This window comes from Streptococcus infantis, assembly GCF_047465035.1.
GTDB lineage: Bacteria > Bacillota > Bacilli > Lactobacillales > Streptococcaceae > Streptococcus > Streptococcus infantis_T.
Genome location: NZ_JASHAQ010000003.1, coordinates 56,970 through 70,540 on the forward strand (window position 1 = coordinate 56,970; position 13,571 = coordinate 70,540).

A 13,571-nucleotide genomic window follows, 5' to 3' on the forward strand; every position below is an offset into this window, starting at 1 on the left:
AATACGGATGAAATCCTATATTACAGAATCAATCAAAGAGGATTTTCTTCAAAGTTTGAAAACAATCATCTCTTATCCTTCTGTTCTCAATGAAGGTGAAAATGGCACTCCCTTTGGTCAAGCAATTCAAGATGTCTTGAAAAAAACGCTGGACTTGTGTCAAGAACTTGGTTTTAAAACCTATCTTGATCCTCAAGGATATTATGGGTATGCAGAAGTTGGTGAGGGGGATCTCCTTGCCATCCTCTGCCACCTAGATGTAGTTCCTGCAGGTGATTTGACAGACTGGGAAACTCCTCCATTTGAAGCTAGTATCAAAGATGGGCGGATTTATGGTCGGGGTTCCCAGGATGATAAAGGACCTTCTCTTGCAGCCCTTTACGCAGTCAAAAGCCTGCTTGACCAAGGAATTCAATTCAAAAAACGGGTTCGGTTCATATTTGGTACTGATGAAGAAACCCTTTGGCGTTGTATGGCAAGATATAATGCCATTGAAGAACAAGCCAGCATGGGATTTGCTCCTGACTCATCATTCCCATTAACCTATGCAGAAAAAGGGCTCCTTCAAGTCAAACTTCATGGACCTGGATCAGAACAACTCGCCTTAGATATAGGTGGAGCCTTTAATGTCGTACCTGATAAGGCAACTTATCAAGGACCACTTATGGAACAACTCCAAGAAGGTCTAGTAGTTGCTTGTTATGATTATCAACAAAATGATCAGTCCCTTACTGTTCTAGGACTATCTAAGCATGCCAAGGATGCCAGTCAAGGGATTAATGCAGTCATTCGTCTAGCCACCGTGCTTGATTCCATTCAATCCCATCCTGCACTTACATTTCTTGCCAAAGAAGTTGGTCAAGATGGTCAAGGAAAAGAAATCTTTGGTGATATCAGCGACCAGCCTTCTGGACATTTATCCTTTAATGTGGCCGCCTTAACCATTACTCCCGAAAGTTCTGAGATTCGAATTGATATCCGAATCCCAGTCCTTGCAGACAAGGATGCCCTTGTTCATCAGCTGAAAGAGCGCGCAAAAGCTTACCAACTTAGCTACCAAGAATTTGACTACCTAGCACCACTTTACGTTGCAAGAGATAGTATGCTCGTCACTACACTCATGCAGGTTTATGAAGAAAAAACTGGTGACAATAGTCCCGCTCTATCATCTGGCGGTGCAACCTTTGCACGTACCATGCCAAACTGTGTCGCTTTTGGTGCCCTCTTCCCAGGAAGAGAGCAAACAGAACACCAAGCAAATGAATATGCTATCTTAGATGATCTCTATCATGCTATGGATATCTATGCTGAAGCTGTTTACCGATTAGCGACCTAAAAGACCTCCTAAACTCCGCCCCACATTGGGGCGGAGTTTTAGGAAAATTAGGAAAATTTTGAATAGCAAGCTACAACAAAAGCCAAGAAAATCCCTTCCTTGGCTTTTTTCAATAGTTTTAAGGTAAGTTACCAACTCAGGCACTCTTTTGATAGTAGATTGAAATAGAATATGGACAAATTGATGAGGGAATTTTCAAGTAATTTCTAACAATGCTTTAAAAAAATTATGATGTACTATTCTAGACTCAATTTGTTATACTATGACACGAAAACGCGAAAACGATTATTTTTTGCCGATGAGTTAGTAAGGTGGTTAGCTAGTTCACTTCCTTTCTGTTACGACGGCAAAACCCACGAATCAAAACCATTCGCGGATTTTTCCTAATGAAGCGTTTAGGTAAACAGCAATAGCAGTTACCGATTATTAGATTACGACACTGAGTTTTACAAATCGATTCCATTTGTAAAACTCAGTTAGTAAGGCAGTTAGCTAGACCGCTTCCTTTCTGTTACGACGGCAAAACCCACGAATCGATACCATTCGTGGGTTTTGCCTAGTGAAGCGTTTAGGTAAACCGCCATAGCGGTTACCGTCAAATGACAGCAACTTTATGTTGCTAGTCATTTGTAACGATTTACATTTTCTCTTCCAACTCTACATCTGGATACTTGTCCGCAAACCAGCGGAGGGCAAAGTCGTTTTCAAAGAGGAAGACAGGTTGGTCAAAGCGGTCTTTAGCCAAGATGTTTCGACTTGAAGACATACGCTCATCCAAATCCTCTGGTTTAATCCAGCGAACTGTCTTTTTACCCATTGGGCTCATAACGACTTCTGCATTGTACTCATTTTCCATACGATGTTTGAAGACTTCAAACTGCAATTGACCAACGGCACCCAACATATATTCACCTGTTTGGTAGTTGGTATAAAGCTGAATAGCTCCTTCTTGAACCAATTGCTCGATTCCCTTGTGGAAGGATTTTTGTTTCATGACATTCTTAGCAGAAACTTTCATGAAAATTTCAGGAGTAAAGGTTGGCAGCGGTTCAAATTCAAACTTGTTTTTTCCAACTGTCAAAGTATCCCCCACCTGATAAGTACCTGTATCATAAACCCCAATGATATCTCCTGCTACAGCATTAGTTACATTCTCACGACTTTCTGCCATAAACTGAGTAACATTTGACAGCTTAGCTCCCTTACCAGTACGAGGGAGATTAACACTCATACCACGCTCGAATTCACCCGATACGATTCGAACAAAGGCGATACGGTCACGGTGACGAGGGTCCATGTTGGCTTGGATTTTAAAGACAAATCCTGAGAAGTCCTTTTCATAAGGATCGACAAGTTCACCGTCTGTTTTTTTGTGTCCATGAGGTTCTGGAGCAAACTTGAGGAAGGTTTCAAGGAAGGTCTGCACACCAAAGTTTGTCAAGGCTGAGCCAAAGAAGACCGGAGTCAAATCACCTGCAAGAATGGCTTCCTCTGAGAATTCATTCCCTGCTTCATTTAAAAGTTCAATATCATCTTTGACTTGCTCGTAGAAAGGATTGCTAGCAAAAAGTTTATCGCCATCTTCTAGGCTAGCAAAACGTTCATCGCCTTTATAGAGTTCCAATCGTTGGTTATAGAGGTCATACAAACCTTCAAAGGCTTTCCCCATCCCGATTGGCCAGTTCATCGGGTAGCTAGCTATGCCCAAGACTTCTTCCAATTCTTGCAAGAGATCTAGTGGTTCACGACCGTCACGGTCCAGCTTGTTCATAAAGGTAAAGACTGGAATGCCACGGTGTTTAACAACCTCAAACAATTTCTTGGTTTGGGCCTCGATACCCTTGGCAGAGTCCACTACCATGACCGCAGCATCCACCGCCATCAAGGTACGATAGGTATCCTCTGAGAAGTCCTCGTGCCCTGGAGTATCTAGAATGTTGACGCGCTTGCCATCATAGTCAAACTGCATGACAGATGAGGTTACCGAAATCCCACGTTGTTTCTCGATATCCATCCAGTCAGACTTGGCAAAAGTCCCTGTTTTCTTTCCTTTTACAGTACCAGCCTCACGAATCTCGCCCCCAAAGTAGAGCAATTGCTCAGTGATGGTTGTTTTCCCCGCGTCCGGGTGAGAGATAATGGCAAAGGTACGACGTTTCTTAATTTCTTCTTGAATATTCATAAGTTCTCTTTCTTTGATTCTCTATTTTTCTTGTTTCAATGGCTAAGAATGATTTCTACATTGGATTTTACCATTCCTTTCAACACTCCATTATATCGGATTTTAGCATTTTTTTCAATTTCTATTTCTTTTCAGTTCCGCCTCCCTTATTTATAGGAAAATATGGTAAAATAGAACAGATAAATAATCATCATTTCACGAAAGGATACCAGATGAAAATTACGCAAGAAGAGGTAACTCACGTTGCCAATCTTTCAAAATTAAAATTCTCAGAAGAAGAAACTGCTGAGTTTGCGACAACACTCTCAAAAATTGTTGATATGGTCGAATTGCTGGGCGAAGTCGACACTACTGGTGTTGAAGCAACGACTACCATGGCAGATCGCAAGACCGTTCTTCGCCCAGACGTAGCCGAAGAAGGAACTGACCGTGATCGCTTATTTAAAAATGTACCTGAAAAAGATAACTACTATATCAAGGTACCAGCTATTCTGGATGATGGAGGAGATGCCTAATGACTTTTAACAATAAAACGATTGAAGAGTTGCACAACCTCCTTGTATCTAAGGAAATTTCTGCAACCGAACTAACGCAAGTAACACTTGAAGATATCAAATCTCGCGAGACAGCTATCAACGCTTTTGTTACCATCGCTGAAGACCAAGCTCTTGCTCAAGCCAAGGCTATTGACCAAGCTGGAATCGATGCTGAAAATATCCTTTCAGGAATTCCACTTGCGGTTAAGGATAATATCTCTACAGACGGCATCCTGACAACTGCTGCCTCAAAAATGCTCTACAACTATGAGCCAATCTTTGATGCGACAACCGTTGCCAATGCAAAAGCCAAGGGTATGATTGTCGTTGGGAAAACCAACATGGACGAGTTTGCCATGGGGGGATCAGGTGAGACTTCTCACTACGGTGCAACTAAAAACGCTTGGGACCACAGCAAGGTTCCTGGTGGCTCATCAAGTGGTTCTGCCGCAGCTGTAGCCTCAGGACAAGTCCGCTTGTCACTTGGTTCTGATACTGGTGGCTCTATCCGCCAACCTGCTGCCTTCAACGGAATCGTTGGTCTCAAACCAACCTACGGAACGGTTTCACGTTTCGGTCTCATTGCCTTTGGTAGCTCATTGGACCAAATTGGTCCTTTTGCTCCAACTGTTAAGGAAAATGCTCTCTTGCTCAATGCTATTGCTAGCGAAGATGCTAAAGACTCTACTTCTGCTCCTGTCCGCATTGCTGACTTTACTTCAAAAATCGGCCAAGACATCAAGGGCATGAAAATCGCTTTGCCTAAAGAATATCTTGGCGAAGGGATTGACCCAGAAGTTAAGGAAACTATTCTTAATGCTGCCAAACACTTTGAAAAACTGGGTGCCATCGTCGAAGAAGTGAGCCTGCCTCACTCTAAATACGGTGTTGCCGTCTACTACATCATCGCTTCATCAGAAGCTTCATCAAACTTGCAACGTTTTGACGGTATCCGTTACGGCTATCGCGCAGAAGATGCAACCAACCTTGATGAAATCTATGTAAACAGCCGTAGCCAAGGTTTTGGTGAAGAAGTGAAACGTCGTATCATGCTAGGTACTTTCAGTCTTTCATCAGGTTACTACGATGCCTACTACAAGAAAGCTGGTCAAGTCCGTACCCTCATCATTCAAGATTTCGAAAACGTCTTTGCGGATTATGACTTGATTTTGGGTCCAACTGCTCCTAGTGTTGCTTATGACTTGGACTCACTCAACCATGACCCAGTTGCCATGTACTTGGCTGACCTTTTAACAATTCCTGTCAACTTGGCTGGTCTACCAGGAATTTCAATTCCTGCAGGATTTGTTCAAGGTCTACCAGTAGGACTCCAATTGATTGGTCCTAAGTATTCAGAAGAAACTATCTACCAAGCTGCTGCTGCTTTTGAAGCAACAACAGACTACCACAAACAACAACCCGTGATTTTTGGAGGTGATAACTAATGAACTTTGAAACAGTCATTGGACTTGAAGTCCACGTAGAGCTTAACACCAATTCAAAAATCTTCTCACCTACTTCTGCCCACTTTGGAAACGACCAAAATGCCAACACTAACGTGATTGACTGGTCTTTCCCAGGCGTTCTGCCAGTTCTCAATAAGGGTGTTGTCGATGCTGGTATCAAGGCTGCACTCGCTCTTAACATGGACATCCATAAGAAGATGCACTTTGACCGCAAGAACTACTTCTACCCTGATAATCCTAAAGCCTACCAAATTTCTCAGTTTGATGAACCAATCGGTTACAACGGTTGGATTGAAGTGGAACTAGAAGATGGTACGACTAAGAAAATCGGTATCGAACGTGCTCACCTAGAAGAAGATGCAGGTAAAAACACGCATGGTACAGATGGTTACTCTTATGTTGACCTCAACCGCCAAGGGGTGCCTTTGATTGAAATCGTATCTGAAGCAGACATGCGTTCACCAGAAGAAGCTTATGCTTATCTAACAGCTCTTAAGGAAGTGATCCAGTATGCTGGTATTTCTGACGTTAAGATGGAAGAAGGCTCTATGCGTGTGGATGCCAACATCTCGCTTCGTCCTTATGGTCAAGAGAAATTCGGTACCAAGACTGAATTGAAGAACCTTAACTCCTTCTCAAACGTTCGTAAGGGTCTCGAATACGAGGTTCAACGCCAAGCTGAAATCCTTCGCTCTGGTGGTCAAATCCGCCAAGAAACACGTCGTTATGACGAAGCTAACAAGGCAACTATCCTCATGCGTGTTAAGGAAGGAGCTGCAGACTACCGTTACTTCCCAGAACCAGACCTACCGCTCTTTGAAATCTCTGATGAGTGGATCGAAGAAATGCGTACGGAGTTACCAGAGTTTCCAAAAGAGCGCCGTGCACGCTATGTCTCTCAACTCGGATTATCAGACTACGATGCTAGTCAGTTGACAGCTAATAAAGTTACTTCTGACTTCTTTGAGAAAGCTGTTGCCCTCGGTGGCGATGCCAAACAAGTATCTAACTGGCTCCAAGGTGAAGTCGCTCAATTCTTGAACGCGGAAGGCAAGACACTGGAACAAATCGAATTGACACCAGAAAACTTGGTTGAAATGATTGCCATCATCGAAGACGGTACGATTTCGTCTAAGATTGCCAAGAAAGTCTTTGTTCACCTGGCTAAAAATGGCGGAGGTGCGCGTGAATACGTGGAGAAAGCAGGTATGGTTCAAATCTCAGATCCAGAAATCTTGATTCCAATTATCCACCAAGTCTTTGCAGATAACGAAGCTGCTGTTGCCGACTTCAAGTCAGGCAAACGCAACGCAGACAAGGCCTTCACAGGCTTCCTTATGAAAGCAACCAAAGGCCAAGCCAACCCACAAGTCGCCCTTAAGCTTCTTGCCCAGGAATTGGCGAAGTTGAAAGAAGATTAAGCGGAAGGAAAGCAGCCAGAAGGTTAATGTTACCCTTCTGGTATCTTTCAAAACCATTTTGACTTTATTTTCAGACCATTTTATGGTAGAATGAAGAGTAATAATATTTATTAAAGAGGTAAAAACATGATTGAAGCAAGTAAACTAAAGGCTGGTATGACTTTTGAAACAGCTGAAGGAAAATTGATCCGCGTTTTGGAAGCTAGCCACCACAAACCAGGTAAAGGAAACACGATCATGCGTATGAAATTGCGTGATGTCCGTACTGGTTCAACATTTGAAACAAGCTACCGCCCAGAAGAAAAATTTGAGCAAGCGATTATCGAAACCGTTCCAGCTCAATACTTGTACAAAATGGACGACACAGCTTACTTCATGAACACAGAAACTTACGACCAATACGAAATTCCTGTTGTGAATGTTGAAAACGAATTGCTTTACATCCTTGAAAACTCAGATGTAAAAATCCAATTCTACGGAACTGAAGTAATCGGTGTAACTGTACCAACTACTGTTGAATTGACAGTTGCTGAAACACAACCATCTATCAAAGGTGCTACTGTTACAGGTTCTGGTAAACCAGCAACAATGGAAACTGGTCTTGTCGTGAACGTTCCAGATTTCATCGAAGCAGGTCAAAAATTGATTATCAACACTGCAGAAGGAACTTACGTTTCTCGCGCCTAATCTCTAGAAACTAGAAAGAGGTCATTCTATGGGAATTGAAGAACAACTTGGCGAAATCGTCATCGCCCCACGTGTACTTGAAAAAATTATTGCTATCGCAACTGCGAAAGTTGAAGGCGTACACTCTTTTTCAAACAAATCAGTATCTGACACCCTTTCAAAACTTTCTCTTGGTCGTGGCGTTTATCTAAAAGAAGCAAACGATGAGCTCACAGCTGATATCTACCTCTACCTAGAGTACGGTGTCAAAGTTCCTAAGGTTGCTATGGCTATCCAGAAAGCTGTTAAGGATGCTGTCCGTAACATGGCTGATGTTGAAATCTCTGCCGTCAACATTCACGTTGCAGGTATCGTTCCAGATAAAACACCAAAACCAGAATTGAAAGACTTATTCGACGAGGACTTCCTCAATGACTAGTCCATTATTAGAATCTAGACGTGAACTACGTAAGTGTGCTTTCCAAGCCTTGATGAGTCTTGAATATGGTTCAGATTTAGAAACTGCTTGTCGCTTCGCCTACACACATGATCGTGAAGATACAGACGTACAACTTCCTAACTTCCTTGTAGAGCTCGTTTCTGGTGTCCAAGCTAAAAAGGATGATCTGGACAAACAAATCACTCAACATTTGAAAACTGGTTGGACCATCGATCGTCTAACTTTGGTAGAAAAGAATTTACTACGCCTAGGAGTTTTTGAAATCACTTCATTTGATACTCCTCAGCTCGTAGCTGTTAACGAAGCTATTGAGCTTGCTAAGAGCTTTTCAGATCAAAAGTCAGCCCGTTTTATCAATGGACTCCTCAGTCAATTTGTGACAGAAGAAGATTAAATAATATAGAAAAAGTGTTTGACTCCGATCAAACACTTTTTTCTTTACCTTTCACTATCTAAAAAAGTGGTAATAGAAATGATTATAAACAAAAATCCAGATGGGCTTGGCATAAGTGAGAAAGTTGAAAAAACTATGGCAAAGGATTGTGATTTTTAGATTCTTTTTCCAACGGTAGACCAGGGCAAAGAAAAGGCCTCCTAAACTATAAATGATCAAACTGATGGGATCTCGATGGGAAAACACCAAATGACTGATTCCAAAGATAAGGGCTGATAAGATAACATCCAGATAATACTTAGAGTTTGGAAAGAAGGTATTCATAAAATATCCTCTCAGAACTATCTCCTCCAATATAGGTGCGACGACTACTATTAAACTAAACTTAAGAACAGTTGATAGAAAAGTTGGTTGTCCATTTGAATACAAGGCTGAAAGAAGGTCTTGAAAGATATACTTGTTATCAATGAAGTGATGAAACTGTAACTGAAAAGCATCCACCAATTGACGATCAAAATAAGTAGCCACTAGACCAACTACAAGGAAAAAGAGAGTTGACCAAGTCCAAACATTTTTTTCAAAAATATAGAGCATCTTTTTCTTTTTGAGCCAATAGATAAATAATCCTAAAAGAGCTAGTTGCTTTACTGCTAAAATGATAAAATAGCCATCTATCCCCCATTTTAAAAACTTAGTCAGATGCAAAACCCCTAACTCTGGTAGATAAACTGATAGAAATACCAGTAAGATAAAGATTCCCAAATGCCCAAGTTTTTTCATACTCACTCCTTAAAAAAATTAAAATTACCTTGATGGAGGGAAAAATTAACAACCCCCTATTCAGTTTATCAGTTATATACTGACCTAGCACAGCATAAAATCTATAAAAACCTAGTCTATTCTCTGGAGCACTTATAGATTATCATTCCTTATTATATAATATACATCTTTTTTTACGACTCTCAGTTCCATTTCCTCAACTGTCAATTCTTAATCCTGAAATGAATTTTTGAGAGAAACCAAAAAGCTAGAACCACTTTTGTTCTAGCTTTCTTTTAATATTTTCTAAAGCGTTGGTAACGTTCTTCAATGAGTTGGTCTAGTGGCAGTTTACCAAGTTCATAAAGTTCTGCTTGGAGTTGTTCCTTCACTTGCTTGATCAGTTCTTTACTTGATAGACCCACCTCAGAGATGACCTTATCAACAACTTGCATATCCAACAACTCATACGAGGTGATTTTCATCAACTCAGCTGCTTCCATGGCACGAGTTCCATCTTTCCATAAAATAGAAGCAAATCCTTCAGGACTCAGTACGGCATAGATGGAATTTTCAAGCATCCAAACACGGTCAGCTACTGCAAGTGCAAGAGCTCCACCAGATCCACCTTCACCGATAATAATCGCAATGATGGGAACTTTTAAATCACTCATTTCAAAGAGGTTACGGGCAATAGCTTCACCTTGACCCCGTTCTTCTGCTCCTACACCAGGATAGGCTCCCGCAGTGTTGATAAAAGTTACAACAGGCCGGCCAAATTTTTCAGCCTGCTTCATCAAGCGAAGGGCTTTCCGATAACCTTCTGGATGAGGTTGACCAAAGTTGCGGTTAAGATTATCTTGTAAGCTTTTACCTTTTTGGATTCCGACAACAGTTACCGCTTGTTCTCCCAACCATCCGATACCACCAATAACAGCACCGTCATCTCTGAAAGAGCGATCCCCATGTAGCTCTACAAAGTCATCAAAAATTCCTGTTGCGAAGTCCAAGGCAGTTAAGCGGGTTTGTTCACGTGCTTCTCTGACGATTTTCGCAATATTCATCAACTCTCCCTCCTGTGTAGTCTTACTAATCGAGCAATCATATCTGGCAATTCTCGCCGTTTAATAATTGCATCTACAAAACCATGCTCCAGTAAAAACTCAGCCTTCTGGAAGTCTTCTGGTAGGTCTTCTCTTACTGTATTTTCAATCACACGGCGTCCAGCAAAACCTACCAAACTTTGGGGTTCTGCCAAGATGATATCCCCTTCCATAGCGAAGGAAGCTGTTACTCCTCCAGTCGTCGGGTCAGTAAGGATAGTCAGGTAAAATAGACCTGCATTGGAATGACGTTTGACTGCTGCAGAGATTTTAGCCATCTGCATCAAACTCATGATTCCTTCTTGCATGCGTGCACCACCAGAAGCTGTAAACAATACGACAGGTAATTTTTCAGCGGTCGCATATTCGAACAAGCGAGTGATTTTCTCACCAACAACTGTACCCATTGACGCCATAATAAAGTTAGAATCCATGATGCCAAGGGCAACCTTCTCTCCCTTAATCAAAGCTGTTCCTGTTACAACAGCCTCATCAAGACCTGTCTTTTCACGCATCAAAGTCAATTTTTTACGATAGCCTGGAAAATTCAAAGGATCCTGAGTCTCAATCCCTTTAAACATTTCCAAAAACGTACCCATATCAATGGTTAAAGCTAAACGCTCTTGAGCTGAAATACGGAAGGTATAGCCACAGTGAGGGCATATACGCTCACTCCCCAAGTCCTTTTGGTAAATCGTATATTTGCAACCTGGACATTGGGAGAAGAGCTCATCTGGAACCTCTGGCTTGATCTGAGGTTGATTTACAGTCGAACGATTGGGATTGATTCGAATATATTTATCTTTTTTACTAAATAGAGCCATACATCCCCCTTTTCAGTCTTATACTATTTTTATACTCAATGAAAATCAAAGAGCAAACTAGGAAGCTAGCCGCAGGTTGCTCAAAGCACTGCTTTGAGGTTGTAGATAAGACTGACAAAGTCAGTCACATATATAATCCAAGGCCAAGCTGACGCGGTTTGAAGAGATTTTCGAAGAGTATTACATTATTCTTTTTCTTGATAGTGTGGTAAGAAAGTTTCCATCAAGAATGAAGTATCGTAGTCCCCTGCTATCACGCGACGATCTGAAATTAGATCAAGTTGAAAATCAGCATTGGTGACAACCCCTTCAATTTCGAGTTCATAAAGAGCTCGTTGCATTTTCATGAGAGCATCAAAACGATTTTCGCCATGAACAATAATTTTAGCAATCATACTATCATAGTATGGCGGAATGGTATAACCTGGATAGACTGCTGAATCCACACGCAAGCCCACACCACCACTTGGTAGATAAAGATTGGTAATCTTACCTGGACTTGGTGCAAAATTAAAGGCTGGGTTTTCCGCATTGATACGGCACTCAATAGCATGTCCTTTTAGAACAATATCTTCTTGTTTCAAGGTCAAAGGTTGACCTGCTGCGATACGGATTTGTTCCTTGACAATATCCACACCAGATACAAATTCGGTTACCGGGTGTTCCACTTGGACACGCGTATTCATCTCCATAAAGTAGAATTTGCCACTTGCTTCATCTAGTAGGAATTCAATGGTACCAGCATTCTCGTAACCAACAGACTCCGCTGCACGAACTGCTGCAGCACCAATTTCATTACGAAGGGTTTTCCCTATAGCAATCGAAGGACTTTCTTCTAAAACCTTTTGGTTATTCCGTTGCAGCGAACAGTCACGTTCACCAAGGTGAATAGCATGACCCATCTGGTCAGCAAGAATCTGTACTTCAATGTGGCGAGCAGGATAGATTACACGCTCAAGGTACATAGCTCCATTACCAAAGTTGGCTTTGGCTTCACTTGAGGCTGTTTCAAAGGCTGACACGAGATCTTCTGCTTTTTCAACCTTACGAATCCCTTTTCCACCACCTCCAGCTGAAGCTTTCAGCATAACTGGATAACCAATTTTTTCAGCAATAGCGAGGGCCTCTTCTGCAGTATGGACTTCTCCATCTGATCCTGGAATGACAGGTACATTAGCCTTAATCATTTGAGCACGGGCGTTAATTTTATCTCCCATGATATCCATGACACGAGCTGATGGTCCGATAAATTTGATCCCAACTTCTTCACACATGGTTGCAAATTTGGAATTTTCACTTAAAAAACCAAATCCAGGGTGAATGGCTTCAGCTTCAGTCAAGACCGCAGCTGAAAGGATAGCATTGATGTTCAGATAAGATTCTGTAGCCTTCCCAGGGCCGATACAGATAGCCTCATCAGCCAAAAGCGTGTGGAGAGCTTCCTTGTCAGCAGTCGAATAGACAGCGACTGTTGCAATTCCTAACTCTCGTGCCGCACGAATAATACGAACAGCAATTTCACCACGATTGGCAATTAAAATCTTACGAAACATGGAAAACCTCCCTAGTTTCCAATAGCAAAGGTTAGAGTACCGCTTGCTGCAAGCTTACCATCTACTTCTGCCTTCGCTTCTACTACGGCGATTGTGCCACGACGTTTGACAAAAGTTGCTGTCATGACAAGCTGATCACCAGGAACAACTTGCTTTTTAAATTTAACTTTGTCCATACCAGCATAGAAGACAAGCTTCCCTTTGTTTTCAGGTTTTGATAATTCCAAAACACCTGCTGTTTGTGCCAAAGCTTCCATGATCAAGACACCTGGCATCACAGGGTAAGCTGGAAAGTGTCCATTGAAGAAAGGTTCGTTAATCGTCACATTTTTAATAGCAACAATGGTATCTTCGCTAACTTCTAAGACACGATCCACTAAGAGCATGGGATAACGGTGTGGCAAAGCTTCTTTAATTCCTTGAATATCAATCATTTGATACGTACCAAGCCTTTCCCAAACTCAACCATTTCTTCATTTTCAACTAAAATTTCTGTTACAACACCATCTTTAGGTGCTGGAATTTCATTCATGATCTTCATGGCTTCGATGATGACCAAGGTTTGGCCTTTTTTAACAGTATCACCGACTGAAACAAAATTAGGTTTGTCTGGTCCGGCAGCCAAGTAAGCAACTCCGACAAGTGGACTTTCTACAAGGTCCCCCTCAGCTACAGATTCACTAGCACTTGATTCTGAAACTACTTCTACAGCTGGTGTAGTTTGAGCTTGAGGTGCTGGACTTGCTTCTGCAACAAGTTTCGCTTCATTCTTACTGAAGACCAACTCGTCCGTTCCATTTTTATAAGAAAATTCTTTCAAGCTTGACTGGTCAAATTGCGCCATCAAGTCTTTGATTTCATTTAAATTCAT

The 13,571-nt window shown here is 41.8% G+C and carries 15 protein-coding genes; 7 read left to right on the forward strand and 8 right to left on the reverse strand.

Annotated features, from left to right (window positions below; all coding sequences use genetic code 11):
- Positions 1-7 precede the first annotated feature (7 nt).
- On the forward strand, positions 8-1,336 hold the full coding sequence (locus tag QM406_RS01875) for a dipeptidase (RefSeq protein ID WP_414273248.1): 1,329 nt from the start codon (positions 8-10) through the stop codon (positions 1,334-1,336).
- 492 nt (positions 1,337-1,828) lie between these two features.
- Here QM406_RS01875 and QM406_RS01880 read toward each other — a convergent pair whose 3' ends face one another.
- Complete coding sequence (locus QM406_RS01880) at positions 1,829-1,963, reverse strand: hypothetical protein (RefSeq protein ID WP_414273249.1); 135 nt, start codon at positions 1,961-1,963, stop codon at positions 1,829-1,831.
- A gap of 10 nt (positions 1,964-1,973) precedes the next feature.
- Positions 1,974-3,518, reverse strand: a complete 1,545-nt coding sequence (locus QM406_RS01885; RefSeq protein WP_414273250.1) for a peptide chain release factor 3 — start codon at positions 3,516-3,518, stop codon at positions 1,974-1,976.
- Positions 3,519-3,730: 212 nt separating this feature from the next.
- Between QM406_RS01885 and gatC the strand changes: the two genes are divergently transcribed.
- The 6 genes from gatC (at position 3,731) to nusB (ending at position 8,461) form a co-directional block, all read left to right on the forward strand.
- Complete coding sequence (gene gatC / locus QM406_RS01890; RefSeq protein WP_049548997.1) at positions 3,731-4,033, forward strand: Asp-tRNA(Asn)/Glu-tRNA(Gln) amidotransferase subunit GatC; 303 nt, start codon at positions 3,731-3,733, stop codon at positions 4,031-4,033.
- Complete coding sequence (gene gatA, locus QM406_RS01895) at positions 4,033-5,499, forward strand: Asp-tRNA(Asn)/Glu-tRNA(Gln) amidotransferase subunit GatA (protein WP_414273251.1); 1,467 nt, start codon at positions 4,033-4,035, stop codon at positions 5,497-5,499. The genes gatC and gatA overlap by 1 nt, the downstream gene beginning before the upstream one ends.
- Positions 5,499-6,941 carry an Asp-tRNA(Asn)/Glu-tRNA(Gln) amidotransferase subunit GatB gene (gene gatB, locus QM406_RS01900; RefSeq protein ID WP_414273252.1) on the forward strand — a complete coding sequence of 481 codons (1,443 nt, stop codon included), beginning with the start codon at positions 5,499-5,501 and terminating at the stop codon, positions 6,939-6,941. The genes gatA and gatB overlap by 1 nt, the downstream gene beginning before the upstream one ends.
- Before the next feature lie 126 nt (positions 6,942-7,067).
- Complete coding sequence (gene efp, locus QM406_RS01905) at positions 7,068-7,628, forward strand: elongation factor P (protein WP_000568646.1); 561 nt, start codon at positions 7,068-7,070, stop codon at positions 7,626-7,628.
- Between the two features lie 28 nt (positions 7,629-7,656).
- Positions 7,657-8,046 (forward strand): Asp23/Gls24 family envelope stress response protein, encoded by a 390-nt coding sequence (locus QM406_RS01910; RefSeq protein WP_049503061.1) that lies wholly within the window; start codon positions 7,657-7,659, stop codon positions 8,044-8,046.
- Positions 8,039-8,461 carry a transcription antitermination factor NusB gene (gene nusB, locus QM406_RS01915; RefSeq protein WP_000203647.1) on the forward strand — a complete coding sequence of 141 codons (423 nt, stop codon included), beginning with the start codon at positions 8,039-8,041 and terminating at the stop codon, positions 8,459-8,461. Before QM406_RS01910 ends, nusB begins: the two co-directional genes overlap by 8 nt.
- Before the next feature lie 54 nt (positions 8,462-8,515).
- Here nusB and QM406_RS01920 read toward each other — a convergent pair whose 3' ends face one another.
- The 6 genes from QM406_RS01920 to accB form a co-directional block, all read right to left on the reverse strand.
- Complete coding sequence (locus QM406_RS01920; RefSeq protein WP_414273253.1) at positions 8,516-9,241, reverse strand: lysostaphin resistance A-like protein; 726 nt, start codon at positions 9,239-9,241, stop codon at positions 8,516-8,518.
- Positions 9,242-9,516: 275 nt separating this feature from the next.
- Positions 9,517-10,284 carry an acetyl-CoA carboxylase carboxyl transferase subunit alpha gene (locus tag QM406_RS01925; protein ID WP_414273254.1) on the reverse strand — a complete coding sequence of 256 codons (768 nt, stop codon included), beginning with the start codon at positions 10,282-10,284 and terminating at the stop codon, positions 9,517-9,519.
- On the reverse strand, positions 10,284-11,147 hold the full coding sequence (gene accD, locus QM406_RS01930; protein WP_316107887.1) for an acetyl-CoA carboxylase, carboxyltransferase subunit beta: 864 nt from the start codon (positions 11,145-11,147) through the stop codon (positions 10,284-10,286). Before accD ends, QM406_RS01925 begins: the two co-directional genes overlap by 1 nt.
- Positions 11,148-11,332: 185 nt before the next feature.
- Positions 11,333-12,700: an acetyl-CoA carboxylase biotin carboxylase subunit gene (accC, locus tag QM406_RS01935; RefSeq protein ID WP_414273255.1), complete on the reverse strand. Its 1,368-nt coding sequence runs from the start codon at positions 12,698-12,700 to the stop codon at positions 11,333-11,335.
- Between the two features lie 11 nt (positions 12,701-12,711).
- Positions 12,712-13,134, reverse strand: a complete 423-nt coding sequence (gene fabZ / locus QM406_RS01940) for a 3-hydroxyacyl-ACP dehydratase FabZ (protein ID WP_006145014.1) — start codon at positions 13,132-13,134, stop codon at positions 12,712-12,714.
- The gene (gene accB, locus QM406_RS01945; protein ID WP_315640836.1) at positions 13,131-13,571 is read right to left on the reverse strand and encodes an acetyl-CoA carboxylase biotin carboxyl carrier protein; all 441 of its coding nucleotides are present in this window, start codon (positions 13,569-13,571) and stop codon (positions 13,131-13,133) included. The genes fabZ and accB overlap by 4 nt, the downstream gene beginning before the upstream one ends.

Excerpts from the sequence above, each read along its gene's own strand:
- QM406_RS01875 (WP_414273248.1), top strand. The coding sequence starts at position 8 with ATGAAATCCTATATTACAGAATCAATCAAAGAGGATTTTCTTCAAAGT.
- QM406_RS01880 (WP_414273249.1), bottom strand. The coding sequence starts at position 1,963 with ATGACTAGCAACATAAAGTTGCTGTCATTTGACGGTAACCGCTATGGC.
- QM406_RS01885 (WP_414273250.1), bottom strand. The coding sequence starts at position 3,518 with ATGAATATTCAAGAAGAAATTAAGAAACGTCGTACCTTTGCCATTATC.
- gatC (WP_049548997.1), top strand. The coding sequence starts at position 3,731 with ATGAAAATTACGCAAGAAGAGGTAACTCACGTTGCCAATCTTTCAAAA.
- gatA (WP_414273251.1), top strand. The coding sequence starts at position 4,033 with ATGACTTTTAACAATAAAACGATTGAAGAGTTGCACAACCTCCTTGTA.
- gatB (WP_414273252.1), top strand. The coding sequence starts at position 5,499 with ATGAACTTTGAAACAGTCATTGGACTTGAAGTCCACGTAGAGCTTAAC.
- efp (WP_000568646.1), top strand. The coding sequence starts at position 7,068 with ATGATTGAAGCAAGTAAACTAAAGGCTGGTATGACTTTTGAAACAGCT.
- QM406_RS01910 (WP_049503061.1), top strand. The coding sequence starts at position 7,657 with ATGGGAATTGAAGAACAACTTGGCGAAATCGTCATCGCCCCACGTGTA.
- nusB (WP_000203647.1), top strand. The coding sequence starts at position 8,039 with ATGACTAGTCCATTATTAGAATCTAGACGTGAACTACGTAAGTGTGCT.
- QM406_RS01920 (WP_414273253.1), bottom strand. The coding sequence starts at position 9,241 with ATGAAAAAACTTGGGCATTTGGGAATCTTTATCTTACTGGTATTTCTA.
- QM406_RS01925 (WP_414273254.1), bottom strand. The coding sequence starts at position 10,284 with ATGAATATTGCGAAAATCGTCAGAGAAGCACGTGAACAAACCCGCTTA.
- accD (WP_316107887.1), bottom strand. The coding sequence starts at position 11,147 with ATGGCTCTATTTAGTAAAAAAGATAAATATATTCGAATCAATCCCAAT.
- accC (WP_414273255.1), bottom strand. The coding sequence starts at position 12,700 with ATGTTTCGTAAGATTTTAATTGCCAATCGTGGTGAAATTGCTGTTCGT.
- fabZ (WP_006145014.1), bottom strand. The coding sequence starts at position 13,134 with ATGATTGATATTCAAGGAATTAAAGAAGCTTTGCCACACCGTTATCCC.
- accB (WP_315640836.1), bottom strand. The coding sequence starts at position 13,571 with ATGAATTTAAATGAAATCAAAGACTTGATGGCGCAATTTGACCAGTCA.